Source organism: Eubacterium multiforme (assembly GCF_030813415.1).
Taxonomy (GTDB): domain Bacteria; phylum Bacillota; class Clostridia; order Clostridiales; family Clostridiaceae; genus Clostridium; species Clostridium multiforme.
The window spans coordinates 1-26,849 of record NZ_JAUSUF010000015.1; the positions used below are offsets into that span (position 1 = coordinate 1).

27 protein-coding genes are annotated in these 26,849 nt (G+C 27.7%); 24 read left to right on the forward strand and 3 right to left on the reverse strand.

Annotation, left to right across the window (positions count from 1 at the left end):
• Positions 1–262 precede the first annotated feature (262 nt).
• The 19 genes from J2S18_RS14465 (at position 263) to J2S18_RS14555 (ending at position 18,121) form a co-directional block, all read left to right on the forward strand.
• The gene (locus J2S18_RS14465; RefSeq protein WP_307487858.1) at positions 263–1,075 is read left to right on the forward strand and encodes an ABC transporter permease; all 813 of its coding nucleotides are present in this window, start codon (positions 263–265) and stop codon (positions 1,073–1,075) included.
• A gap of 13 nt (positions 1,076–1,088) precedes the next feature.
• Complete coding sequence (locus J2S18_RS14470; RefSeq protein ID WP_307487859.1) at positions 1,089–2,267, forward strand: ABC transporter ATP-binding protein; 1,179 nt, start codon at positions 1,089–1,091, stop codon at positions 2,265–2,267.
• An 11-nt stretch (positions 2,268–2,278) separates the two neighbouring features.
• A complete protein-coding gene (locus tag J2S18_RS14475; RefSeq protein WP_307487861.1) occupies positions 2,279–3,967 on the forward strand; it encodes a CDP-glycerol glycerophosphotransferase family protein in 1,689 nt (562 codons plus the stop codon).
• Positions 3,968–4,008: 41 nt separating this feature from the next.
• The gene (locus J2S18_RS14480; protein ID WP_307487862.1) at positions 4,009–4,731 is read left to right on the forward strand and encodes an IspD/TarI family cytidylyltransferase; all 723 of its coding nucleotides are present in this window, start codon (positions 4,009–4,011) and stop codon (positions 4,729–4,731) included.
• The gene (locus J2S18_RS14485) at positions 4,721–5,740 is read left to right on the forward strand and encodes a ribitol-5-phosphate dehydrogenase (RefSeq protein WP_307487864.1); all 1,020 of its coding nucleotides are present in this window, start codon (positions 4,721–4,723) and stop codon (positions 5,738–5,740) included. Before J2S18_RS14480 ends, J2S18_RS14485 begins: the two co-directional genes overlap by 11 nt.
• Positions 5,741–5,806: 66 nt before the next feature.
• On the forward strand, positions 5,807–6,958 hold the full coding sequence (locus J2S18_RS14490) for a CDP-glycerol glycerophosphotransferase family protein (RefSeq protein WP_307487865.1): 1,152 nt from the start codon (positions 5,807–5,809) through the stop codon (positions 6,956–6,958).
• A gap of 8 nt (positions 6,959–6,966) precedes the next feature.
• Positions 6,967–7,437 (forward strand): PssD/Cps14F family polysaccharide biosynthesis glycosyltransferase, encoded by a 471-nt coding sequence (pssD, locus tag J2S18_RS14495; protein ID WP_307487867.1) that lies wholly within the window; start codon positions 6,967–6,969, stop codon positions 7,435–7,437.
• A complete protein-coding gene (pssE, locus tag J2S18_RS14500; RefSeq protein WP_307487869.1) occupies positions 7,437–7,904 on the forward strand; it encodes a PssE/Cps14G family polysaccharide biosynthesis glycosyltransferase in 468 nt (155 codons plus the stop codon). The genes pssD and pssE overlap by 1 nt, the downstream gene beginning before the upstream one ends.
• A 174-nt stretch (positions 7,905–8,078) precedes the next feature.
• Positions 8,079–9,206 carry a Card1-like endonuclease domain-containing protein gene (locus J2S18_RS14505; protein WP_307487871.1) on the forward strand — a complete coding sequence of 376 codons (1,128 nt, stop codon included), beginning with the start codon at positions 8,079–8,081 and terminating at the stop codon, positions 9,204–9,206.
• 269 nt (positions 9,207–9,475) lie between these two features.
• Positions 9,476–10,525: an FAD:protein FMN transferase gene (locus tag J2S18_RS14510; RefSeq protein WP_307487872.1), complete on the forward strand. Its 1,050-nt coding sequence runs from the start codon at positions 9,476–9,478 to the stop codon at positions 10,523–10,525.
• Positions 10,509–10,889, forward strand: a complete 381-nt coding sequence (locus J2S18_RS14515; RefSeq protein ID WP_307487873.1) for a NusG domain II-containing protein — start codon at positions 10,509–10,511, stop codon at positions 10,887–10,889. The genes J2S18_RS14510 and J2S18_RS14515 overlap by 17 nt, the downstream gene beginning before the upstream one ends.
• Before the next feature lie 18 nt (positions 10,890–10,907).
• Positions 10,908–11,414 carry a Gx transporter family protein gene (locus J2S18_RS14520; RefSeq protein ID WP_307487875.1) on the forward strand — a complete coding sequence of 169 codons (507 nt, stop codon included), beginning with the start codon at positions 10,908–10,910 and terminating at the stop codon, positions 11,412–11,414.
• Positions 11,415–11,447: 33 nt separating this feature from the next.
• Positions 11,448–12,773, forward strand: a complete 1,326-nt coding sequence (rsxC, locus tag J2S18_RS14525) for an electron transport complex subunit RsxC (protein ID WP_307487876.1) — start codon at positions 11,448–11,450, stop codon at positions 12,771–12,773.
• Between the two features lie 24 nt (positions 12,774–12,797).
• Complete coding sequence (locus tag J2S18_RS14530; RefSeq protein ID WP_307487878.1) at positions 12,798–13,772, forward strand: RnfABCDGE type electron transport complex subunit D; 975 nt, start codon at positions 12,798–12,800, stop codon at positions 13,770–13,772.
• A 1-nt stretch (position 13,773) separates the two neighbouring features.
• The gene (locus tag J2S18_RS14535) at positions 13,774–14,358 is read left to right on the forward strand and encodes an RnfABCDGE type electron transport complex subunit G (protein WP_307487879.1); all 585 of its coding nucleotides are present in this window, start codon (positions 13,774–13,776) and stop codon (positions 14,356–14,358) included.
• Entirely contained in the window at positions 14,358–15,017 is a 660-nt protein-coding gene (gene rsxE, locus J2S18_RS14540) for an electron transport complex subunit RsxE (RefSeq protein WP_209797099.1), read from the forward strand. The genes J2S18_RS14535 and rsxE overlap by 1 nt, the downstream gene beginning before the upstream one ends.
• Positions 15,018–15,044: 27 nt before the next feature.
• Positions 15,045–15,623: an electron transport complex protein RnfA gene (locus J2S18_RS14545; protein ID WP_209797100.1), complete on the forward strand. Its 579-nt coding sequence runs from the start codon at positions 15,045–15,047 to the stop codon at positions 15,621–15,623.
• 17 nt (positions 15,624–15,640) lie between these two features.
• Positions 15,641–16,453: an RnfABCDGE type electron transport complex subunit B gene (gene rnfB, locus J2S18_RS14550; protein ID WP_307487882.1), complete on the forward strand. Its 813-nt coding sequence runs from the start codon at positions 15,641–15,643 to the stop codon at positions 16,451–16,453.
• Positions 16,454–16,615: 162 nt separating this feature from the next.
• Positions 16,616–18,121, forward strand: a complete 1,506-nt coding sequence (locus tag J2S18_RS14555; RefSeq protein ID WP_307487884.1) for a 4Fe-4S dicluster domain-containing protein — start codon at positions 16,616–16,618, stop codon at positions 18,119–18,121.
• Positions 18,122–18,151: 30 nt separating this feature from the next.
• Here J2S18_RS14555 and J2S18_RS14560 read toward each other — a convergent pair whose 3' ends face one another.
• Positions 18,152–19,039 (reverse strand): phosphatidylserine decarboxylase, encoded by an 888-nt coding sequence (locus tag J2S18_RS14560; protein ID WP_307487886.1) that lies wholly within the window; start codon positions 19,037–19,039, stop codon positions 18,152–18,154.
• 200 nt (positions 19,040–19,239) lie between these two features.
• Here J2S18_RS14560 and J2S18_RS14565 point away from each other — a divergent pair, with 200 nt between their 5' ends.
• Positions 19,240–20,031, forward strand: a complete 792-nt coding sequence (locus J2S18_RS14565; protein WP_307487888.1) for an HAD-IIB family hydrolase — start codon at positions 19,240–19,242, stop codon at positions 20,029–20,031.
• Between the two features lie 35 nt (positions 20,032–20,066).
• Here J2S18_RS14565 and J2S18_RS14570 read toward each other — a convergent pair whose 3' ends face one another.
• Positions 20,067–21,656: an ABC-F family ATP-binding cassette domain-containing protein gene (locus tag J2S18_RS14570; RefSeq protein ID WP_307487889.1), complete on the reverse strand. Its 1,590-nt coding sequence runs from the start codon at positions 21,654–21,656 to the stop codon at positions 20,067–20,069.
• A 551-nt stretch (positions 21,657–22,207) separates the two neighbouring features.
• Between J2S18_RS14570 and J2S18_RS14575 the strand changes: the two genes are divergently transcribed.
• The 3 genes from J2S18_RS14575 to J2S18_RS14585 all read left to right on the forward strand — a co-directional run bounded on the left by J2S18_RS14575 (position 22,208) and on the right by J2S18_RS14585 (position 25,388).
• Entirely contained in the window at positions 22,208–23,518 is a 1,311-nt protein-coding gene (locus J2S18_RS14575) for a sodium-dependent transporter (RefSeq protein ID WP_307487891.1), read from the forward strand.
• 165 nt (positions 23,519–23,683) lie between these two features.
• Positions 23,684–24,592 carry a CPBP family intramembrane glutamic endopeptidase gene (locus J2S18_RS14580; RefSeq protein WP_307487893.1) on the forward strand — a complete coding sequence of 303 codons (909 nt, stop codon included), beginning with the start codon at positions 23,684–23,686 and terminating at the stop codon, positions 24,590–24,592.
• 190 nt (positions 24,593–24,782) lie between these two features.
• Positions 24,783–25,388, forward strand: a complete 606-nt coding sequence (locus tag J2S18_RS14585) for an ECF transporter S component (protein WP_307487894.1) — start codon at positions 24,783–24,785, stop codon at positions 25,386–25,388.
• Between the two features lie 192 nt (positions 25,389–25,580).
• Here J2S18_RS14585 and J2S18_RS14590 read toward each other — a convergent pair whose 3' ends face one another.
• Positions 25,581–26,120 carry a hypothetical protein gene (locus J2S18_RS14590; RefSeq protein WP_307487895.1) on the reverse strand — a complete coding sequence of 180 codons (540 nt, stop codon included), beginning with the start codon at positions 26,118–26,120 and terminating at the stop codon, positions 25,581–25,583.
• Positions 26,121–26,325: 205 nt separating this feature from the next.
• On the opposite strand from J2S18_RS14590, the gene ybaK reads away from it, so the two are divergent.
• Positions 26,326–26,796, forward strand: a complete 471-nt coding sequence (ybaK, locus tag J2S18_RS14595; RefSeq protein ID WP_307487897.1) for a Cys-tRNA(Pro) deacylase — start codon at positions 26,326–26,328, stop codon at positions 26,794–26,796.
• The last annotated feature ends 53 nt before the right edge of the window (positions 26,797–26,849 follow it).

Below are 26,849 nucleotides of genomic sequence, written 5' to 3' on the forward strand. Positions count from 1 at the left end.
GGTTGGCAAACCGTTTCGATGTGCGAGTAGCACAGCCAGTAACATGCCCTTATAGGGCTAGAGCAAACCACCCGTTTTACGGGTGGTCATGATTTTGAGCTAAGGGCAGTTTAAGAAAAAAGTTATAAATTACATTATAAAAATGGTTTAAAATATAGAATGTAAGTAAATAATTTTATATTGATAGCAAATTAACATATTTTGTAGGGGTATAAAAATGTGATATAATGTAGGCGTTATAATATAAGTAAGGAGAATGAACATGAAGTTTACAGAAAGTATTAAGGTTGTGGCAAATGAACATATGAAAAATTCCTTTCAAATAGTAAACATGGCTAAGAAGGATTTAAAGAAACAATTTTCTGGTACAGCACTAGGAATATTATGGCCAATAATTAAGAATATGATATATGTTTTTGCATATTGGTTTACTATACAAATAGGATTAAAGGGTACAACATCAGTAGGATTTCCTTATATTATATGGTTACTTATAGGTTTAGTACCATGGTTTTTTATAAGAGATACATTGGTTCCTGCTGCTAGTTCAATAAGAAAAAATAGATATTTAGTTACAAAGATAGTATTCCCAACATCAATAATACCTACTTTTAAAGTCCTATCTGGATTTATTAGTAGCTTTTTATTTATAATAATAGCATTTTTAATGTGTATTTGTTCAGGAATATATCCAGATATATATTGGTTACAAATAATTTATTATGCATTTGCTGCATTTATGTTATTAGCTGCAATATCACTAACAACATCTGCATTAGTTGTAGTTAGTAGAGATGTTGAGTTTTTCTTAAATTCAATAATTGTTTTAATATTTTGGATTAGTCCTATACTATGGCCTATAACTAATATAAAAACTCCGTTATTAAGATTTATTGTAAAATTAAATCCATTTTTTTATTTTATACAAGGATTTAGAGACTCAATACTTTATCATAAGTGGTTTTGGGAAAGTCCTATGTTAACACTATATTTTTGGGGAGTAGTTTTAATTTTATTAGCTATAGGAATATTTATACACGGTAAATTAAGAGATTACTTTGCAGACATATTATAGGAGTGATGAGAGAATGTATGCTATAAAAATAAATAATATATCAAAAACATACAGAATATATCAAAAACCCTTTAAAAGAGTTGTTGATTTAATATTTAACAAAAAACATTATACAGAATATAATGCTTTAGATAAAATAAATGTAGAAATACCAAAAGGTGAAGCAGTAGGAGTTCTTGGAAAAAATGGAGCTGGTAAATCAACACTACTAAAGATAATTACAGGAGTTGTAAAACCTACTAGTGGAAATGTTGATATAAAAGGTAAAATATCAGCAATATTAGAATTAAATTCAGGTTTTGATCAAGAACTTACAGGATATGAAAATGTATATGTAAAGGGTGCTATATTAGGCTATAAAAAAGAAGAAATGGATAAGAAAATAGATGAAATTATAGCATTTGCTGATATTGGAGATTATATAAATCAACCAGTAAGAACATATTCAAGTGGTATGAAAGCAAGACTTGGATTTGCTATTTCAGTAAATGTAGACCCTGATGTTTTAATAGTAGATGAAGCATTATCTGTTGGTGATGATATCTTTAAGACAAAATGTTTAAGAAGAATGAGTGAATTTAGAAAACAAGGTAAAACTATATTCTTTGTAAGTCACTCATTATATACAGTTGGATCATTTTGTACTAAATGTATGTGGATTAAAGATGGAAAATTAGTAGATTACGGTCCTACTAAGGAAGTTATGACTAAGTATGAAAACTTCTTAAAGGAAGAAAAAGCTAAGGATAAGAAAAAGAAAAAAGCTGAAGGTAAAAACGAAAAAAGCAAAAAAGACTATATAGAAGTTAAAAACTTTAAGTTTGAAAATAATGGAAAATTTAACTTTGGTGAAGATATAGTATATTCTTTTGATTATGAAGTAAAAGAAAAGATGGATAACTTAAAGTGGTCATTTACAATAAGGGATGCATCTACAAACTTAATCTATTCAAGTGATAAAATGGATGAAGAATACTTAATTAAAAATGATATTGGAAAGCATAGAATAGAACTTAAGGTGAAAAATGTATTATTGCCTGGAAAATATTTATTATCTGGAGAATTAAGAGAAGGAACAGGAATATTCTTTGTAGGATATTCAAATAAAAGAGAATTCAGTGTAGAATATAGTGACAAGAAAAAGGGCAATGGTGTAGTTTTCATAGAACATGAAGTTTTGAATAATAATTAAGGTGAGAAGATATGAATAATTTAATATGTGTAAGTGAAAGTTTAGATTGGGACAGGTCGAAGGATAGAGTATATATAAGAGGGTATGCCTTAATTGAAGGTATAAACATAGAGAAAGATTATAAGGTGAAAAAATCATTATATATAGATAATGGTAAAAAAAAGTTTATAATGCCTGTCCAAAATCAATTAAGATTAGATATAACTAAAAAGTATGGAAAAGATGGATCAAATTATAATTATGCAGGCTTTGAAGGTTTTATAGATTTAAGTAGTATAGATAATATGCATCCATTATCAGAAGGTAAATGGAATGTTGGTATATACATAAATGCTGACGGAATAGAAATGGAAGGCAATTTACGGTATATTAAAAAAAGAAAGGGGCTAGTTGATATAATTCCTAAAGAAATGAAATCTAGTAAAATAAATAACATTAAAAAAATAGATTTACAACTTGAGGATGAAGAATTAGTAATAAAATCAACAAACGAAAAAGTATCTTGTGGAAAATACATAGTAACAAATGTTTTAAATAGTAAATTTGTAGATAAATTTAAAAAGAAACTTTTAAAAGGTAAAAGAGCCTTTGGAAATTTTGTTTTAAGAAGTATATATAGAATTTTAAAATTACAAAAGATAAAAAATAATAGAGTTGTATTTTTATCAGATAGTAGAGTAGATTTTACTGGTAATTTTGAATTCGTTTATAATGAATTAAAATCAAGAGGTGGGTATGACATAAAATATATGTTAAAACCTAGTATAGATGCAAAGAGATCATTAAAGGAAATGCTAACATTTGTACAATATATTTCAACTAGTAAGTATATTTTATTAGATGATTATTATCCACAAATATATAAATACAAAATAAAAAAAGATGTAGAAGTAATACAATTATGGCATGCAACAGGTGCTTTTAAGACTTTTGGATTTAGTAGAATAGGTAAAAAAGGTGGACCTAAGGTTAAATCTAAAAACCATAGAAATTATACAAAAGCTATTGTAAGTTCAGAAGATATTAGAATACATTATGCAGAAGCCTTTGGAATATCAGAAGAAAAAGTTGTTGCAACAGGAGTTCCGAGAACTGATATATTCTTTGATGAGAATTATAAAAATAAAAAATTAAGTGAAATATATAGTAAGTATCCTATGTTAAAGGATAAAAAGGTTATAATGTTTGCACCTACATTTAGGGGAAATGGGCAAAAAACTGCAACTTATGATTTTGAGGAATTTGATGTTAAGAGACTAAAAGAAAAACTTGGAGATGAATATATAATAATCTCTAAATTACATCCATTTATTAAAGAAAAAATGTATATTCCAAAAGATTGTAAAAACTTTATAATAGATTTATCAAAGGAAAGAGAAATTAATGATTTATTATTTGTTGCAGATATATTAATTACAGATTACTCTTCAGTATGTTTTGAATATTCATTATTAAATAAACCTATGATATTCTTTGCATATGATTTAGAGGACTATATTGCATCAAGAGATTTCTACTATCCTTATGAAACATTTGTTCCAGGACCTATAGCTAGAAGTACTGATGACATTATAAATATAGTGTTAAATAAAAAGTTTGAAACTGAAAAGTTAGAAAAATTCAGAAAAACATTCTTTGATCACTTTGATGGAAAATCAACACAAAGAGTAGTAGATACATTATTAAAAATTGAGAAATAAAAATTAATATAAAAATAGAATTATTTTATGGGAGTGATGATATGATTTACGCAGAGATATTAGCAGGTGGTAAGGGTACTCGTATGGGTAACACTGAAATGCCAAAACAATTTTTAAAAATTGGAGATAAGCCAATAATAATTCATACAGTTGAGACTTTTTTATTAAATGTAAGATTTAATAAAATAATAATTACAACACCAAAACAATGGATACAACATACTAGTGACCTAATAAATAAGTACATACCAGAAAACTTAAGAGGAAAAATTGCAGTATGTGCTGGTGGAACAGATAGAAATGAATCAATAATGAGCGGAATAAGATACATTGAAGAAGAGTTTGGAATAAACGAAGAAGATATAATAGTAACTCACGATGCAGTAAGACCATTTTTAACTCATAGAATAATAAATGACAATATTGATGCGGCTTTAGAAACTGGTGCTTGTGATACTGTTGTTCCTGCATTTGATACAATAGTTGAATCTGTAGATGGAAACATAATAAGTGATATTCCAAGACGTGATTTTATGTATCAAGGACAAACACCTCAAAGTTTTAACATAAAAGAATTAACTAAATTATATAACTCATTATCAGATGACGAAAAGAAAATATTAACTGATGCTGCAAAAATATTTGTTGTTAAAGGAAAAGATGTTAAGTTAGTTAAAGGAGAAGTTTTCAATATGAAAATAACTACTCCATATGATTTAAAACTAGCAAATGCTTTAGTGAGGGATGATATAAATGATAAATAAGGTATATAGATTAATAGCACCTAAGCAGATCACTGTAGAATTTGAAGAGAGAAGCTTAGATGGAGAAGGAATAATTGTAAGACCTACAAGATTATCAATATGTGCAGCAGACCAAAGATATTACACTGGAACAAGAGGTAAGGAAGCTATGAGAAAGAAACTTCCAATGGCTCTTATTCATGAAGGTGTTGGAGAAGTTATATATGATCCAAAGGGAGAATTTAATCCTGGAGATACAGTTGTTATGATACCTAATACTCCAACTGAAGATGATAAAGTAATTGCAGAAAATTATTTAAGAACAAGTAAGTTTAGAGCTAGTGGATATGATGGATTTTTACAACAATATGTATTTATGGGAAGAGATCGTATAATAAAATACGATAACATAAATCATGATGTTGCATCATTCTTAGAGCTTATAAGTGTTTCAGCACATTCAATAGATAGATTTGACAAGAAAGCTCATGCAAGAAGAAATACAATAGGTATTTGGGGAGATGGTAATGTAGGATTTATAACATCATTAATCCTTAAAAAGAAATTCCCAAATGCAAAGATAATAGTTTTTGGTAAAAATGAAGAAAAGTTAAACTTCTTCTCATTTGTTGATGAAACTTACCAAATAGATAGTATTCCAGATGATTTAAGAGTAGATCATGCTTTTGAGGCAGTTGGTGGAAAAGGAAGCCAATATGCAATAGACCAAATTATAGATTACATAAATCCAGAAGGTGTAATTGCTATACTTGGAGTTTCAGAAAATCCAGTTCCTATAAATACTAGAATGGTTCTAGAAAAAGGATTAACTATAGTAGGTAGCAGCAGAAGCGGAAGAGTAGATTTTAAAGCAGCTGTAGATTTCTTAGAAGCACATGAAGATGCTCAAAATCAATTACAAAAATTAATATCAGCAGTAATTGATGTAAGAGGAATAGAAGATATAGTAAAAGGATTTGAACATGACTTAACAACTCCATTTAAAACTGTTTTAGATTGGAGAGTTTAATCTTAATAAATAAAGACCCTTTAAAAAAGGGTCTTTAAATCTATCTTAAGGTGAGGATTTCAATAAATGAAGACGTTAGAGAGAGTAATATTAAAATATCTATTAAGGATTGTATACTACTTTTCATATATATTTAGAGTTAAGAAAAGAATAGTGTTTGCAACCTATAGAAATGATACTATGAATGGTAATTTTAAATATATATACGATGAAATAAAATCAAGAAATTTAGACTATGAGTGTGTTTTCCTTTATGAAAAGTTTAATAGAGGATTAAAGGGAATAATAAAATATTTTGGACATATGATGAAGGCAACATATTATATGGCAACATCAGAGTATTTTTTAATAGATGACTTTTATTTTCCAGTTTATACAGTAAAAAAACTTAGAAAAAATACTGAAGTAGTCCAAGTTTGGCATGCTTGTGGAGCCTTTAAAAAATTTGGATTTAGTATACTAGACAAAAATTTTGGTGCAGATAATAACTATGTAAAGTACATTCCAATTCATACTAATTATTCTCATGTTTTAGTTAGTTCAAAGGAAGTTGCTAAGTATTATGCAGAAGCATTTAACATGAGTGAGGACAATATAGACCCAATAGGAATACCAAGAACAGATATATTCTTTAATGAAGATATGAAAAATAAAGCAAGAGATAATGTTTATAGTAAATATCCAGCCCTTAAAGGTAAAAATATAGTATTGTATGCTCCAACCTTTAGAGGAAACAGTCAATCAGATGCTAAAATGGATATAAGTTTTGATGTTGAAAAAGTAGTTAATGAATTACCAGAAGGTTATGTATTAGCACTTAAGATGCATCCCTTTGTAAAGGATAGTATTAATATAAAAAATGATAGAGTTATTGATTTATCAGATTATCCAGCAATAAATGATATTTTAATAATGACAGATTTACTTATTACAGATTATTCATCAATAGTATTTGAGTATTCATTATTAGAAAGACCTATGATTTTTTATGCAGATGATTTAGATTGCTATGAGCATGAAAGAGATTTTTATTATCCATATGAAAGTTTTGTACCAGGACCAATAGTAAAAAATACAGAAGAACTTATAGATGTATTAAATAATAATAGTTGTGATTATGGCAAGATAAGAGATTTTAAAAATAAATTTTTTGACTATTCAGATGGGTTAGCATCAAAAAGATTTGTAGATAAAATAATTTTAAAGAAGGACATTTAGGTGAATTTATGAAGAAGGTTATATTTATATCATCAACTGGTGGACATTTATCTGAGTTAATGCAATTACAAAGTATATTTAATAAATATGATTATCATATAATAACTGAAAAAAACGATACTACCTTAAAATTAAAAGATAAGTATGGAGATAGAATAAGTTACTTAGTATATGGTGCAAGAAATTATATGTTAAGCTACATGTTTAAGTTTCCATATAATATAATAAAGTCATTTTTCCTATATTTAAAAATAAAGCCAGATGTAATTGTAACAACTGGTGCACATACAGCAGTACCAATATGTTATATTGCTAAATTATTTAAAAAGAAGATTATCTTTATTGAAACATTTGCTAGAGTTCAATCTAAGAGTATGTCAGGGAAAATGATAAATAAAATTGCAGATGTATTTTTAGTGCAACATGAGGAAATGCTTAAAGTTTATGATAATGCAATATATGAAGGAGAACTTTATTAATGATATTTGTTATTTTAGGAACTCATGAATTAGAATTTAAAAGATTGCTTGAATATTTAGAGAAGATGAATATTAATGAGGAAGTAGTTATACAATCAGGTAATACTCATTTTACTTCAAATAAATATAAGATAATACCATTTTTAGATCCTAATGAATTTAAGAATTATATAGAAAAAAGTGATTTAGTTATAACTCATGGTGGTGTTGGGTCAATACTTACAGGTCTTAGATATAAGAAAAAGGTAATAACAATGCCAAGGCTTTCAAAGTATAAGGAGCATAATGATGATCATCAATTAGAAATATGCAATAAGCTTTCAAAGGATGGTTATACAATTAATTGTACTGATTATGAATCACTAGAAAGTGCAATTGAAAATTATAAAAATATAGAATTAAAGTCATATAACTTTGATAATAGCAAACTTATAAACTTTATAAGTAAAACAATAGATACTATTTAAAGTAAGTATTTTTTTATTATGATTTAAAGATAAGGCAAAACAATAAGCTAAGATATATTGTTTTGCCTTTTTGTTATATTATAGTTTATCTAAAATTAAAATAAGGGTATTTTTGAATTAAAGGAATCTTTAAGGGTTAAATTAAATATATAAGAACTTTTAAGGAGAAAAGCTATGGTAAAAGATACATTAATAACATTAGTTAGAGATCATAATGAAAGTGGAGTAATTTTAGCAAAAAAATATAAAATAAAAAATATAATTTTAGTAGCAAATAATTTAGAAAAAGATGAAAAATTAAATAGTTTAAGAGAGCTATATAAGGGGAATAATCCTAATATTAATGTGAAATTTATATGTGATGATATAAATAAAATACTATTAGATATTAAAAATTCTAAAAATAATATTATTTTAAATTTAACTTTGGAAAATACTTTGGAAGCTTTAAAGATTTTATATAAATGTAGAGAATTTAATATAGATGGGGTTTATGTTGATGTATTAAATAAGAGAGAATATTGGTTTAAGGATAATTTAGAGCTCGTAGAAGAGGAGCTTATAGATTTATATTTAGAAGATATGTTTAAGGCAAGTGGCAATGATATAATATCAAAAGAATCTCAGTTAACTAAGGATAATCATATATTAGAGTTTTCTAAATTAATATATGAAAATATAGATTTGTGGAATAAGTATAAGCAAATACTTTATGATACAGAAATTTTCTATCATGATTATGATAATACTAAAGTAGTTGTTATAAATGAAAGTAAGTTAAATAATGAAGTAAAGGACATTCTAAATAAAATACTATATAGATTTGAAAATTTAAATTTAATAAAGATAAATAGAGATAAAAATATACAGGTTACATTTTTAAATGATTATTTAAAGGGATTTATATTTAAAAGTGGAACATGGCTTGAGGTATTAACGGAGAGTATAGTAAAAAATATAAAATCTGTTGATGAGGTTAAAAGTGGAGTTGTATTTTTGTGGAACAAACCTCAAGGAAATATAAAAAATGAATTAGATGTAGTTGCAGTTAAAGATTCAATTTTAGTATGTATATCCTGTAAGGATAGCTCAAAATATGATGAAAGTACATTAAATGAACTAGAAGTATATAGTAATAGAATTGGAGGAGAAAAAGCTAAGAAAATTCTTATAGCTACTAAAAAACCTAATAAATCTTCTATAATAGATAGAGCTAAAGAAATGGGAATACACCTAATTATATTAAATAAAGATATTAATAAATTTAAAGAAAAATTAGAAGATATAATAAGTAAGTCATAGAGTAAATCTATGGCTTTTTTTCTTTATAAAATAAATTTAAATTTTAGATATATGTATGTATTATAAAAAAAGTATGTTAAAATTTGAAAATTTTTAAAAATAAAAACTTTTATAAGCAAAATATGTAATAATTATAAGAAAAAATGCAAAATATGTAATTTGTTAAAAGTTAAATTTTATCTAAATATAAAAATGATTTATTAAATATGGTAAAATATATATATTAAATATTATATTATATGTAATATTTTTAAGGAGATATAAAAATTATGAAAAAAAATAAAAAATTTATTATAGGAATAATATGCTTAGGCGTTGTAGTTATATGTCTAGGTCTTATGAAGTTTAATGAAAACTCCAAGGAATGTACTCAAAATGCTTTTTTAATGAATACTATAATAGATTTGAAATATTACGGTAAAAATAGCCAAAAAGCTATTGATGAATCTATGGACAAATTAAATGAGATAGATAATAATATGTCTTTAACAAAAGATAATAGTGAAATAGTGAAAATTAATAATAATGCAGGTAAAAGGTCAGTTAAAGTAAATGATGGTTTTTTAAGTGTTGTAAATAAGGCAATATACTATGGAAGATTAAGTGATGGAGCCTTTGATATTTCAATAAGACCTATAGATAAACTTTGGGGAGTAGGTACAAAAAATGAGAGAATACCTAAAGAAAAGGAAATAAAGGAAAATCTAAAGTTTGTAAATTATAAAAATATAGAAACTGATAATTTTAATAAAACAATATTTTTAAAGGATAAAAATATGGCAATTGATTTAGGTGGAATAGCAAAAGGATATGCAGCAGATGAATTAGTTAAAATATTAAAAGAAAATAATATAAAAAGTGGACTAATTAATTTAGGTGGGAATGTTTATGCCTATGAAAAGGATAAAAATGCAAAGCCACTTAATATAGGGATACAAGATCCAAAAGAAAAAAATGGACAAACATTTGCAACAGTTAAAGTTAAGAATAAGTCCATAGTTACATCAGGAAACTACGAAAGGTATTTCATAAGAAATGGAAAACGTTATCACCACATAATGGATCCAAAGACAGGAGCACCATCAGAAAGTGGAATAATAAGTTCAACAATAATATCAGATAAATCAATAGATGGAGATGCTTTATCTACAGCAACTTTTATATTAGGAGTAAAAAAAGGAATGGAACTTATTAATAGTTTAAATGGAGTAGAGGCAATTTTTGTTACAAAGGATAATAAAGTTTATACTTCATCAGGTCTAAATAATGATAATTTTCAAATAACTAATGAGAGGTATCATTATGAAAAGGGGAGATAAATTTGTTTTAATATGGACAATTATAATACTTTTAATAAGTATTATTTCTGTTTCAGTTTACTTTATAAATTTAAATAAGGATTCAGCTGAGGCTGAAATATATGTTAATGGGAAGTGTATAAAAAAGGTTGATTTAAATAAAGTTAAAGAGCCACAAAAAATTAAAATAGGGAATGATGAATACAATGTAATTCTTATTGAAAAAGGAAAAATTAGATTTGAAGATGCAAATTGCAAAGATAAAACTTGTATTAAAACAGGTTGGATATCAAAACCTGGTGAAATAGCAGCATGTATTCCTCATAAAATTTATATAAAAATAGTTGAAAATAAAGAGAGTAAATTAGATGCAACTGCTTATTAAAGTTAGGAGATATTATAGATGAAGAAATTAAATAAATTATTATACTTAAGTATGCTCCTATGTTTAGCATTAGTAGTTTATGTAATAGAATCACAAATACCAGTTATATTTCCAGGTATTAAATTAGGTCTTGCAAACTCAATAGCACTATTTGTATTACTAACATTTGGGTGGAAGGACATGCTTTTAATAACAGTCCTTAGAAGTTTTATAGGATCTATATTTGGAGGAAATTTATTTGGGTTTTTATTTAGTATATTTGGTGGAATCTTAAGTAATGTAGTTATGATTCTACTTTATAAATATTTTAAAAAAGATATAAGCATTCAATGGTTAAGCATTGCAGGAGCTATATTTCATAATCTTGGACAATTATTAGTTGCTGCATTTGTGATAAAAAGTTTTAGGATATTTGTCTATTCACCAATTCTTATAGGAGTTGGAATAATAACCGGTTACTTTACTGGACTGGTTTGTTTTTATGTATATAGGAGAGATTTACTAAAATATTTTAAAACTTATTAATAAATATAGAAATTTAAGAAAGGAAGTAATGGCATGGAATTGTTAACCTTTAAAAAAGGGATTAATCCACCAGAAGGTAAATATTTGACTGAAAAAAAGAAAATAGAAGATTATATCCCTAAAAATGACATGGTTTTTCCCCTATCACAGCATATTGGTGCACCATGTAATCCTATAGTTAAAAAAGGAGATAAGGTCCTTGTTGGACAAAAAATAGGAGAAGCTACAGGTTTTGTATCATCTCCAATATTTAGTAGTGTTTCAGGAACAGTAAAGAATATAGAGCCAAGAATTACTGCTATGGGAACAAAAGTTATGTCAATTATAATTACAAATGATAATTTGTATGAAAAAGAAGAGAAGAAGGGCAATAAAGATTATGAAAGTCTTTCAAATGAAGAAATAATTAATTTAGTAAAAGAGGGTGGAATAGTTGGTATGGGAGGTGCAACATTCCCAACACATGTAAAGTTATCACCACCTAAGGATTGCAAAATAGACTCAATTATAGTTAATGCCTCAGAATGTGAACCTTATTTAACTTGTGACCATAGGCTTATGCTTGAAAATGGTAAGGAAATAGTTGAAGGATTAAAAATAATATTAAAATTATTTCCAGAGGCTAAAGGATATATTGGAATAGAAAATAATAAGATGGATGCTATAAAACTAATGGCAGACCTTGTTTCAGGTGAAAAAAATATAGAAGTTAAAAAGCTTAAAACTAAGTATCCTCAAGGTGCTGAAAAACAATTAATATATGCAATTAAAAAGAGAGAAGTACCTTCAGGAAAGTTACCAGCAGATGTTGGATGTATAGTTCAAAATGTTGGTACAGTATATCAAATATATAGAACAATTGTTTTTGGAGAACCTACAATTGAAAGAATTGTTACTGTAACAGGAGAAGCTATAAAGGAACCTAAAAATTTAAAAGTTAAAATAGGAACTTCTGTAAAAGAATTAATTGAAATAGCTTGTGGCGGATTTAAAGAACCACCAGTTAAGGTTATATCTGGAGGTCCTATGATGGGAATGACATTAAGTACATTAGATATTCCAGTAACAAAGGGAACATCAGGAGTACTATCCCTTACAAAGGATATGGCAGTTTCTCCAGATGAATCAAGTTGTATAAGATGTGGTAAATGCATAAATGTATGTCCAATGAATTTATTACCAACAAAACTTCAAAGTTTTGCTAGAAGAAATGATTTGGAAAGTTTTGAAGAATATCATGGATTAGATTGTATAGAATGTGGATGTTGTACATTTGCTTGTCCTTCTAAAAAGAATATACTTCAAGCTGTTAGAACAGCCAAAAGAACAATTATAGCAAATAAGAGAAAGAAAAAATAATTTATTTAAGGAGGCTTTTAAAATATGAGTGAAGTAACATCAAATGATATTAATAAACATAACACTGAAGAAGTTCTAAATTTAACATTGTCTTCATCACCACATATAAGGGCAAATAATTCAGTTAGAACAATAATGAGAGATGTTATAATATCACTAATACCAGCAACTGTAGCAGGTGTATACTTTTTTAAAACAAAAGCTTTGCTTGTTATAATAACATCAATAGTTTCAGCAGTATTAACTGAATACTTATATCAAAAATTAACACATAAAAAGATAACTATAGGTGATTTAAGTGCAGTAGTAACTGGATTGTTATTAGCATTTAATATACCACCAACAATGCCACTTTGGATGGTGGTTTTAGGAAATGTTTTTGCAGTTTTAGTTGTAAAACAGTTCTTTGGTGGTATTGGTCATAATATAGTAAACCCAGCATTAGCAGGTAGAGCAGTTTTATTAGCATGTTGGCCAGTTCAAATGACAACATGGACTCTTGATGGAGTAACAACAGCAACTCCACTTGCAATTTTAAAGACTGGAAATGGGGACTTACCAAGTTTATTTAATGCATTTATTGGAAATGTTGGAGGCTGTATTGGAGAAACTTCAGCTCTTGCACTTTTAATTGGATTTGTTTATTTACTTTATAGAAAAGTTATCTCATGGGAAATACCAGTGTTTTACATAGGAACAGTTGCAATTTTAACTACAGTTATTGGTAGAAATGGATTTATGACAGGAAATGGATTTTACGAAATATTTGTTGGTGGATTAATGTTAGGTGCTATATTTATGGCAACAGATTACACTACTTCTCCTATGACTAGAAAAGGACAAATTGTATTTGCCATAGGATGTGGAGTTATAGCTACAATAATTCGTATAATTGGGGGATATCCAGAAGGTGTTTCTTATTCAATATTAATAATGAATTTATTCGTTCCTTTAATAGATAAATATATGGTTCCAAAACCATTTGGGGAGGCGAAATAATATGGCGAATAAGGAGAAAAAAAATAAAAGCGTTTTACAATTAGGAATAATACTTCTTATAATTACAGCAGTTGCAGGACTTATTATAGGTGCAGTATATAACATAACAAAAGAGCCTATTAGAATTGAAGAGAAAAAGGCAAATGATAAAGCAATGAAAGAACTACTAAGTGATGCAGATAAATTTGTTAAAAAGGATATGGAATTATCTACAGGGGTATTAGAAGTTAATGAAGGAATAAAAAGTGGAAAAGTAGTTGGATATGACATAAAGGTTGCATCTAAAGGCTATGGTGGAAAAATAAATATTATGGTTGGGATAAAAAATAATGGTGAAGTATCAGGAATAAAAATATTATCACAATCAGAAACAGCAGGACTTGGAGCAAATTGTGAACAACCTGAGTTTTATAAGCAATATAGCGGAAAACCTACACAAAACTTAAAGGTTGTAAAAACAAGCGATGTTAAAAAAGATGAAATAAAAGCCATAACAGGAGCTACAATAACTTCAAAGGCTGTAACTAAAGGGGTAAATGAAGCAATAGATTTTTATAATAAGAACTTAAAGGGAGGTAATAAGTAATGTATACTCCAAGAGAACGTTTAAAGAATGGTATATTTACAGAAAATGTAACATTTGTGCAAGTACTTGCAATGTGTCCAACCCTTGCAGTTACAACAAGTGCAGTTAATGGATTAGGAATGGGACTTGCATCTACAGTTGTATTAATAGGATCTAACTTTGTTATTTCTTTACTTAGAAAATTTATACCAGATGAAATTCGTATTCCATCATTTATTGTTGTAATAGCAGGTTTCGTAACAATGATACAGTTCTTAATGGAAGGTTATGTACCAGCTTTATATAAGGCTTTGGGACTATTTATTCCTCTTATTGTTGTTAACTGTGTAATTTTAGGAAGAGCTGAAGCATTTGCATCAAAAAATGGTCCAGTACTTTCTATATTTGATGGTTTAGGACAAGGTTTAGGATTTACTTTATCTCTTACTGTAATTGGTATAATAAGAGAATTATTTGGAGCTGGAAAAATATTTGGATTTAAAGTATTTTCACATCCAGCAACAATTATGGTTTTAGCACCAGGTGCATTTTTAACACTTGCTATATTAATGGCTTTACTAAATTATAGAAATGAAAAGAAGAATAAAGAAAATAAGAGAATTACAGAATTCAAAGGATGTAGCGGACATTGTGAAAGCTGTAAGAACTTTAGAAAATAAATATAAGAAAAAAGGGGTGTTAAATAGATGAACTTATTTATTATATTTATAAGTTGCTTACTTGTAAATAATGTTGTTTTAGCAAAGTTTTTAGGTATATGCTCATTTTTAGGTGTATCTAAAAAAATAAAAACTGCAACAGGAATGGGTGCAGCTGTTACATTTGTTATGGTAATTGCCTCAATTGCATCTTTTGTAGTTTATAAATTTGTATTAGTACCTTTTAATATAACATATATGTATACATTAGCATTTATATTAGTTATAGCTGCTTTAGTTCAGTTAGTTGAAATGATAATTAAAAAATATAGTCCAGCTTTATATAAAGCTTTAGGAATATTTTTACCATTAATAACAACAAACTGTGCAATATTAGGTGCAGTTATAATCAATATGAATGAAAATTATTCACTAATTGAATCAGTAGTAGCTGCTTTAAGTACAGGTCTTGGATATATGTTAGCTATAGTTTTATTAGCTGGATTAAGAGAGAGAATGGAAGACAATGAAAATGTTCCTAAATGCATGCAAGGGTTACCAATTACTTTATTAACAGCTTGCTTAATGTCAATTGCGTTTTTAGGATTTCAAGGTCTAATTCGTTAAGGGAGATGTAATAAGATATGGATTTTAGTGAAATATTATACCCTGTCTTAAGTTTAGGAGGGTTAGGCGTATTATTGGGTTTAGGTCTAGGATATGCTTCTAAAAAGTTTAAAGTTGAAGTAGATGAGAGAATTCCTTTAATAAAAGATTGTTTGCCTGGAGCAAATTGTGGTGGCTGCGGATATGCAGGCTGTGAGGCATTAGCACAAGCAATAGTAGATGATAATGCTCCAGTAAATGCATGTACTGTTGGAGGCGAAGATGCTGCAAACAATATAGCTAAAATAATGGGTGTTACAGCAGAAAAGAAGGAACCTAAAAAAGCCTTTGTAAAATGTGCAGGAAGCTGTGATGTAGCTAAAAAATCTGCAAATTACTATGGAATAAAGGGTTGTAAGGAAGCTGCTATAATTCCAGGAGGAGGAAATAAGGCTTGCTCATATGGATGTTTAGGTTTTGGATCATGTGTTGAGGCATGTCAATTTGATGCAATTAGTGTAATTGATGGAGTAGCAGTTGTAGATCCAGAAAAATGTACAGGTTGTGGAGCTTGTGTTAAAGAATGTCCTAAAAACATAATTGAACTTAAGCCTATATCAGAAAAGATAAGAGTTCAATGTTCTTCAAAGGATAAACTTAAAGAGGTTAAACTTGTATGTGATACAGGATGTATTGGATGTGGAATATGCCAAAGAAATTGTCCAAGTGAAGCAATACAATTAAAGGATAATTTACCTGTAATAGACAAGGATAAGTGTACTCTATGTATGACTTGTGTAGAGAAATGTCCAGTGAAAATAATAAAGTATTTTGAATTGAAAGAAAATTAGGAAAAGTGCCAATTTAGGCACTTTTTTTAATTTATGAAAACATATAAATTTTCTATATTTTTTATGGAAAATACTATAGGTTTTAGTTATGTTATTTATTTGACATAGCCTATATGGAGTGTTAACATAATAAAGTAAAAAATAAAATAATTAGGAGGCAGTATGTTTCAATTCGAGACCCAATTAAATAAATTAAAACATGAAGTCCTAACAGAAGTTGCCATACTTGCTAAAGAGGATAAATTAACAAAAGATAATATTGAGAAAATCCCATATAAGGTAATAAAGGGAAGCAAAGCTATTTACAGATGTTGTGTGTATAAAGAAAGAGCTATAGTTCAAGAAAGAGCTAAATTAGCTGCAGGATTCCTTTCAAATGGAGATGTAGAAGATGCTGAATTAATAGACATAAGACCTGACGAGCAAATAATCTATGTTATAGAAGCTGCTTGTGATAGATGTCCTATTAATAAGTATACAGTAACAGACTCTTGTAGAAACTGTTTAGCACATAAATGCCAAGAGGCTTGTAATTTTGGTGCTATTACATATGTTGGAGGAAGAGCTTACATAAACCAAGAAATATGTAAAGAGTGTGGAATGTGTAAAAAAGCATGTCCTTATGACGCTATATCAGAAGTTATGAGACCATGTAAAAAAGCATGTCCAACAGGAGCAATAACTATAGACGAAGAAGATAGAAGAGCAGTAATAAAGGAAGATGATTGTGTAAACTGTGGAGCATGTATGTCAGCTTGTCCTTTTGGTGCAATATCAGATAAGAGTCTTATAGTACCAGTTGCAAAGAGACTTGCTAGAAAAAGAAAAATGTACGCAGTAGTTGCGCCAGCAATAACTGGACAATTTGGAAATAACATTACATATGGACAAATAAAAAATGCAATAAAGAAACTTGGCTTTGAAGATATGGTTGAAGCTGCATGTGGAGCAGACATAGTAACTATCCATGAATGTGGAGAATTTAAAGAAAGAATGGACAAGGGTGACAAGTATATGACAAACTCATGTTGTCCAGCATTCTTAAAATATGTAGAGAAATGTTATGGCAGTGAAGTTAAGAACATTTCAAATACAGTATCACCTATGGTTGCAACAGGAAGATTAATAAAGAAAATGGATCCAGATGCAAAGGTTGTATTTATAGGACCATGTACAGCTAAGAAAAGTGAAGCAGTTAGAGAAGAAGTTAAAGATGCAGTTGATTATGTATTAACATTTGAAGAATTAACTGCAATGTTTGAAGCTTTCGAAGTTAACCCATGGGAATGTGAAGATGAGAAAGTAGAAGATGCATCAATTTTTGGAAGAGGCTTTGGTGCACAAGGTGGATTAACAGCAGCAATTCAAGATCTTATTAAAGAAGAAAATATTGATGTTGATTTTAAACCAGTAAAAGTTTCTGGTGGAGCTGAAATCAAAAAGACAATGACTATGGCTAAAATAGGAAGACTTGCTGGAAACTTTATTGAAGGAATGATGTGTGAAGGTGGATGTATAAATGGAGCTGGAACTATTGTACCATCAATGAAAGCTAAAGGTACTTTCAACAAGATAAATAAAGTTGAAGGTAAAGAAACAATATTAGGTAATGATAGACTTAAGGAATTTGAAGGTATAAACCTAGAGAGAGTTCCTGAGGAAGAATAGATATAAAAATAGATGTTGATTAATCAACATCTATTTTTTTATGCCTATGTCTTCACCCATAGATACCTTTGTTTCATATCCTAGGTTTGTTTGTTTTATTATATCCTCATCAATGTTTATAATTCCTTTTTTTAAGAATAATATAACTGTTGATCCACCAAATTTAAAGTATCCTTTTTCATCTCCACGATTAACTTTTTTCCCAACTTTATAGGATTGAATTATACTACCAACACAGGTAGCACCAACTTCAACATATAGTACATCATCAAAGTTATCAGATTTAAAAACAGACCACTCCCGTTTATTTTGACAAAATAGCTTTGGAATTCTATCAATAGCCACAGGATTTACTGAGTAATAATTTCCTTTTATAAAGTGATTTGCACCTGGTATACCAGAATCTATAAAGTGAAATCTATGATAGTCAGTAGGGCAAAGCCTAAAAATAAGACAAGTCCCATCATTATATTCATTAGCTATTTTTGAATCTCCTAAAAGTTCACTTAAGCTATATGTAATTCCTTTAACTTGAACAATTTTATTCATATCTATATTTTCGTAAGCTAAAAGTCTTCCATCTACAGGAGACATTAAAATATTATTATCATTTGGTATTGACCTTGCATCTGTGCGTAACTCCCTTGCAAAGAAATCATTAAAGTTTTTAAAATCAGATGCGTTTTTAGAGTATATATTCATATTAATATTAAAGTCATGAATAAATTTAGGTATTTTTTTGGCACTTAATTTAGAATCACAGTACATTCCATAAATTTTAGAACAAAATCTCTTTTTTATTATAAGTTCTGTTATTCTTTTGCCAGCAGGTGATTCGTAACACCAATCTAAATATTTTTTACCAGCAACTTTTTCTTCATCATATGATTTTGTAGCTCTATTATATACAAGTATCATCAGTTACTCCTTTACAATTTTTTGAAAATTCATTTAAAAATTTTCTTAAACATAATAAAAGTATAGTTGAAAGAGTTAGTTAATGCAAGGGATAGACATTTATATAAAATACAATTAGAAAATCAATGCAATATGAATTGTTGTAATAAAAAGGGATCTCATGCTATAGTAAGGATGGAATATATTTTTTAGGAGGACGTATGAGAATTTTAGCAAGTGATTTTGATGGGACTTTATTAGTTGATAATGAGATAGATAAAAGGGATCTTGAATCAATAACAAAGTTACGTAGAGAAGGACATAAGTTTGTTTTATCTACAGGGAGAACTTTTTTAGGAGTTAAAGATGTTTTGGAAAAATATAATTTAGGTTTTGATTATTTGGTTCTATGTAATGGAGCTTTAATATTAAATAATGAGTTTAAAGTTATACAAAACAATATAATAAGTTATGATGATGTTAAAAAAATTATAGATGAATTTTCTGATAAAGAAAATACAATGATTCATTTTGATAATGGAAATGGTATGACACTTATAGAAAATAAAAATGCTAATATGGAAAAACTTCCGTTTTTTGAAGAATTAAATGTAGAGTTTTATTCTAAAGAAGAAATATTAAATTTAAAGAGTGGAGCTTCAATTATGAGTGTATTTGCTGCTGATGGTTCAGTTGAATTAGCAGAAAATATAAGAGAAAAACTTTTGGAGATGTTTGGAGAAAGACTTGGAATTTTTAGAAATCAATTTTTTGTAGATGTAGTTGCAAAGGGTGCATCAAAGGGAAATGGATTAAAAGAGGTATTAAAAATAGAAAATAAGCATTTTGATGATATATATACAGTTGGAGATTCCTTTAATGACATATCAATGTTTAATATAACAAAAAATAGCTACACATTTAATAGAGCTGAAAGTGGAGTAAAGGAACATGCCAAAAACCATATAGATTTTGTTCATGAAATTGTAGATGAAATTATGGAAAGTATTTAAAATAAAAGCAGCCTTTTATAAAAGGCTGCTTTTTTCTATTTTATTGTATCTAAGTATTCGTCGTAACTCATAGTTCTGTCAACTAAAGTACCATCATCTTTAATATCAAAGATTCTGTTTGCAATAGTTTCAATAAACTCATGGTCATGAGATGCAAATAATATAACACTCTTATAATCTTTAAGTCCATTATTTACAGCAGTTATTGACTCAAGGTCTAAGTGGTTTGTAGGTTGGTCTAGCATTAATACATTTGCATTTGAAAGCATCATTCTAGATAACATACATCTAACCTTTTCTCCTCCTGAAAGTACTGAAGCTTCTTTTAAGGCTTCTTCTCCTGAGAATAACATTCTTCCAAGGAAACCTCTTATGTAGCTTTCAGATTTTTCTTCTGAGAATTGTCTAAGCCAATCAACTAATGAAAGACTACAGTCATTAAAGAATTCTGAGTTATCTTTAGGGAAGTATGCAGTTGAAATAGTTATACCCCATTTGTATGAACCACTATCTGGTTCCATTTCACCATTTATTATTTTAAATAGTGTTGTAATAGCTATTTCATTAGCTCCAACTAAAGCAATCTTATCATCTTTATTAACTCTAAAGCTTACATTGTCTAAAACTTTAACGCCATCAATAGTTTTTGATAATCCTTCAACTATTAATATATCATTACCAACTTCTCTTTCAGGTTTAAATCCAACGAAAGGATATCTTCTAGTAGAAGGTTGAATATCGTCTAAAGTAATTTTATCTAATAACTTCTTTCTTGAAGTTGCTTGTTTAGATTTTGATGCATTAGCACTAAATCTAGCAATAAAGTCTTGAAGTTCTTTAATTTTATCTTCTTTTTTCTTGTTTTGTTCTTTAGCCATTTGAAGAGCTAATTGACTTGATTGGTACCAGAAATCATAGTTACCAGTAAATATTTTAATTTTACCAAAGTCAACATCAGCTATATTAGTACAAACTTTATTTAAGAAATGTCTATCATGGGATACGACAATAACAGTTCCATCAAAGTTTATTAAGAATTCTTCAAGCCAGTTAATTGATTTTATATCTAAGTGGTTTGTAGGCTCATCTAGAATAAGTATTCCAGGATTTCCAAATAAAGCTTGAGCTAAAAGGACTTTAACCTTTTCTCCACCAGTTAAATCTGAAACCTTTTTGTAGTGCATATCAGTTCCTATACCAAGTCCTTGAAGTAGTGATGAAGCTTCAGATTCAGCTTCCCATCCATTGAGTTCAGCAAATTCACCTTCAAGTTCTGATGCTTTTATTCCATCTTCATCAGTAAAATCAGGCTTTGCGTATAAAGCATCTTTCTCTTTCATTATTTGGTATAATCTTTCATTACCCATAATTACTGTTTCTAAAACTTCAAATTCATCATATTTATAATGATCTTGTTTTAAAACAGACATTCTTGTATTAGGAGCAATTGATACTTCTCCTGTGTTTGGTTCAACTTCTCCTGAAAGAATTTTTAAGAATGTTGATTTTCCAGCACCATTAGCTCCAATTACACCATAACAATTTCCAGCAGTAAACTTTAAATTAACATCTTCAAAAAGTTTACGGCCACCATATCTTAAACTAACATTTGATACAGTTATCAATCTTATTCTACCTCATTTCATAAATATATTTATTTGCCTATTATAACATACAATTTAAAATAAATACCATAATAAAATAAACATTAACAATATACCTTAAAAATAGGTAAAACTAGCTAATTAAATAGGATTATGAAGGAGTAATTTTTGTTGACAAGTTTTGTATAATGATGGTAAAATTATTTTATATAAAAAAGTAGGTTGGGAGAATAGTCATGAAAAATTGCATTAACTTAGATTTAATTAAAAAAGTTAATATAGCATATTACTTTAACTATTATAGATAAAGTTTGTATTTATAAAAATTATAGATGCAAACTTTGGTTAAAACTTTAGTTTGTATCTATGATGGTTAGGGTTTAATGACTTGTTCGGTTTTAATAAATTAGCCACATAGGACGCGAAATACTATGTGGTGTTTTTAATTTCATTTGAAATAAAGGTCACATAGTAGTAACGCTATGTGACCTTTTATTATATATTAAATGATAATTTTAAAATTAAAATTATAAATTAAAAGTAGGATAGTAGTACAGAAGGAGGAAAATTAAATGAAAAGGGAAATTTTTAGTAGTAAGGTAGGTTTTGTCCTGTCATGTATAGGGGCAGCAATAGGTCTTGGGAACATATGGATGTTTCCATATAGGCTAGGACAATATGGAGGTGCAGCATTTTTAATACCATACTTCATATTTGTTTTTGGACTTGGAACAATTGGACTTATGACAGAATTTTCATTTGGAAGAAGATTTAAAGGGGGATCAGCCACAGGAATTAGTGTAATACTTAGAGAAAAAGGAGCTAAATTTGGTAAGTTACTTGCTATAATACCAGCTATAGGACTTATGGGAGTATTTATGTTTTATAATGTTGTAGTTGGTTGGATAATTAAATACTTTGGTATGAGTATAACAGGAGAAATATCAAAGGTTAATATAGCAACTTACTTTGATTCTTTTGCAGGAAGTAGTAATGCAATATTTTTTAATTTTATAGCAATTGCAATAACTCTTATAATTGTTTACCTTGGAGTTACAAAGGGAATTGAAAATATCAATAAAATAATTATGCCAGCACTTTTTATAATATTTATATTACTTGCAATTAGGTCATTAACTCTTCCAAATGCTATGGAAGGTGTAAAATACCTATTAACACCAGATTTTTCATACCTTTTAAAACCAGAAACTTGGGTTATGGCACTTGGGCAGGCATTCTTTACAGTATCACTTAATGGATGTGGTATGGTTGTTTACGGAAGCTACATTGATAAGGACTTTGATATTCCAAAGTCAGCATTTAGCACAGCTATATTAGATACATTAGCAGCACTTTTAGTATCATTTGTAATAATGCCAGCAGTGTTTTCTTTTGGATTAGATCCACAAGCTGGACCACCATTATTATTTATAACAATGCCAACAATATTTAAGTCAATGCCAGGTGGACATATATTGAGTGTAATATTCTTTTTAAGTATACTTTTTGCAGCTATAAGCTCATCAATAAATATGCTTGAAGGACCTGTTGAAGCACTTATGGGAAGAACTAATTTATCAAGAAAGGCTGCATCAATTTTAGTTGCTTTAACTGGATTTGTATTATCAATCCCATTAAATTTAAGTATGGATAGTTTCTCTAACTTTACTAATTTAATGACTATAATAGTATCGCCAGTTGCAGCTTTATTAGTTGCTATAGTGTTTTACTTTATATATGACTCAGGTAAGGTTCTTGAGGAGATTAACATAGGAGCTAATAGAAAACTTGGTAATGGATTTATATTAATGGGTAAGTATGTATTTCCTATAACAACAGTAGGTGTAATAATCTTAGGAGTTGTTTATGGAGGAATAGGATAAGATTAGGTTATTAAGGCTAGAATATATTCTAGCCTTTTTTTAGTGGAATTTAATATAATTTATATTAAAACATATAGTTTTATACAATAAATTGAAAATTAATACAAAATATGATAAAATTTCAACAAAAATATTTAATAAAAATAAAATTAAAAAGGAGATGTAATGAAAGAATTATTTAATAGAAATTATGAGGTCTTAGAAGGAGTTAAAGAAGGGAATCCTTCAAGTATAGCAAAGGCACTATTACTTCCGATAGTAGCTCAAGTAATAATACTTCCAATAATTTTATTAGTACATATGATATATTGGGGTTTTGATTTAAGAACATTTAAGTTTATTAGTGGAAATACATTTTCATTTAGTTTAATTTTAACAACTAGTTTAGAAATCTTAGTTTATTTCTGGGTAGTAAAATATCAAGAAAATAGGAGTATATCTTCTATGGGATTAAGACTAAATAAGTCTGCTATTTTTAAATATATAAAAGGATTTATTTTAGGTTTATTAACTATGGGTGTTGTATCTTTATTAATAGTAATAACTGGAAATGGAGACATTTCAATTAATAAAAATATTGATAATATTTCTATTTTATCATTTATAATAATCATAATAGGGTGGATGATACAGGGAGCTTCAGAAGAGATAATTATAAGGGGACATATGTTACCTACTCTTACATTTAGAATGAATTTGCCAAAGGCAATATTAATTTCATCTGTATATTTTAGTTTTTTACATTTATTAAATGATGGTGTATCAGTACTTGCGGTAATAAATTTAATATTATTTGGAATTTTTGAATGTATTTATTTTATTTATGATGAAAGTCTTTTTGGACCTTGTGCATTTCATAGTGCTTGGAACTTTGCTCAAGGGAATTTATTCGGCTTTTTAGTAAGTGGTCATAATACTAGTTCAAATAGCATTATGAATATAGGTTTATTAGAAAATAATTTTATAAATGGAGGAGATTTTGGTCCAGAAGGTGGATTTGTAACAACAATAATATTAATTATAGCTATAATAATTTTATTGTGCTTTTTAAAAAGAAAATGTCATAAAGCATAGTTAATATTACTACTTTTCTTTGATTTTATTTAAGTCTTTTTAAAATTTAATTGAAAATATGGTAAAATTTTATTGTAAAATATTTTGTTGAAACTGAACTTACATAAGTCGGTATTCCTAGTTAATATTTTACATAAAAATAAAAAAGACTTACATCCATTAATTTGGAGCAAGATCGGAGGTAGTATTAATGTCAACAAAAAGTAGTGTTGAAGAAAAGAAAGGTGCTGCAAAAACAAAATTCAGCACAAGACAAATTGCAGTAGTTGGAATGCTATTTGCAATTACAATAGTGTTAGGAGCAACAGGTCTTGGGTTTATACCAATACCACCATTAAAACTAACAATAATGCATATTCCTGTAATTATAGCTTCAGTAATTGAAGGACCTATAATAGGTGGATTAAATGGTTTACTATTTGGATTTTTTAGTATGTTTCAATCTGCTACAAATCCAACTCCTCTATCATTTATATTCTTAAATCCTATTGTTGCAGTAATTCCAAGAGTGCTAATAGGAATAGTACCTTATTATGTTTATAAACTAGTAAGAACAAGAAGTGATAAATTTAATTTAAGCATTTCTATACTATTAGGTTCATTTACTAATACAATTGGAGTAATGGGGCTTATTTATATAATATATTTAAAGGAATATGCAAAGGTACTTGGCATATCTATAAGTATGGCCAAAAAAATTATTTTAGGTTATATATTAAATGGATTTGTTTCAGGAAGTATGGCAATATTAATAGCCTTACCAGTGATACTTGCAGTTAGAAAAATTAGAAAATAAACTGGGATTAATTTAAATTTGAAACTGTTGTCGCACTAAATAATTAGTGCGACAATTTTTGTGTTTAGAATAACATGAGTTATATATGGGGTCAAAAGAACTTATAGCTTTGGTACATAATAAAAAATTTCTTTTTATATTAATGGTGGTCCTGCAATTGCATTAATATAAGAAGTAACATAGGAAAAAGGATTAATTTTTAGTAATTAATTTTATATTATGCTCTTTAAAATAATTATTTGCATTAGTTTCTGTTTTGGAAATTAGATTAGAAAATTCTATTGATTTAAGTTTAGGTAAAATTTTTTTTGGAAATAAATTAGTAGCTTCTGTAGATTCAATAGGAAAATAATGTTTTGTGACTTTAAAATGATTATTAATTTTTTTTACGTATACAACTCCTGTAAATTCTCCGCCAGAACTTTCATAAGCTTTATTATTTTTTAATTCATATGTAGTTACGAAGGCTTTTATATAACATATAACAGTATTATCCTTAAATTCAGTACCTATTAGCTCATGACTTTCAAATACCTTAGAATTATTATCTATAGATAAACCAATGTCATTTTTAAGGCAATTTGATATTAGTGTATTAAGTTCTTTTTTACTTATTATATTTTCAGTAGTTATAAAATTTTCATTGTTTGGTGTTTTTGATACAATAGGACTATTACAGCCAATTAAAGAAAGTATTAAAATTCCTGCAAAAAATAGCAAAATCTTTTTCATAATTAAGCCTCCTATAAATTTCTCAATATATAATAAGATATCAATAATTGATTAATATATTTTTAAAGTTTTATCTAAAATCAATACTAGAGTAATTATATATTAAAGTATATTAGTAAAATTTTGGTAACAATATCATTACAATTAAATATATAATTAAGATGATATAATATAAATAAATAATTTAAAAAGGAGAGTACATATTATGCAAAAAACTAATGCTATGAGAATACTAGATAAAAATAAAATAGAATATAATTCATTAACATATGATGCTTCAGATGGACATATAGATGGTGCAGCTGTTGCAGAAAAAACAGGTCAAGATCCTAAAACTGTATATAAAACATTAGTTACAATGGGAAATTCAAAAAATCTTTATGTATTTGTTCTTCCTGTTTTAGAGGAACTTGATTTAAAAAAGGGTGCTAAGGTTTCAGGTGAGAAAAAAATAGAAATGATTCATGTTAAAGATATAAATAAGTTAACTGGATATATAAGAGGAGGTTGTTCTCCTATAGGAATGAAGAAACAATACAAAACCTTCTTTCAAAAGGATGCATTAAACTTAGAAAAAATAGTTTTTAGTGGTGGTAAAATTGGACTTCAAATTGAGATGAATCCTAAAGATATAGAAAAAGCTATAAGAGTAGAATTTGAAGATATTATAAAATAAAGGTATTAGAAGAAATAACTTGGATAAACTAACCTTAAATATAGAAGGAGATT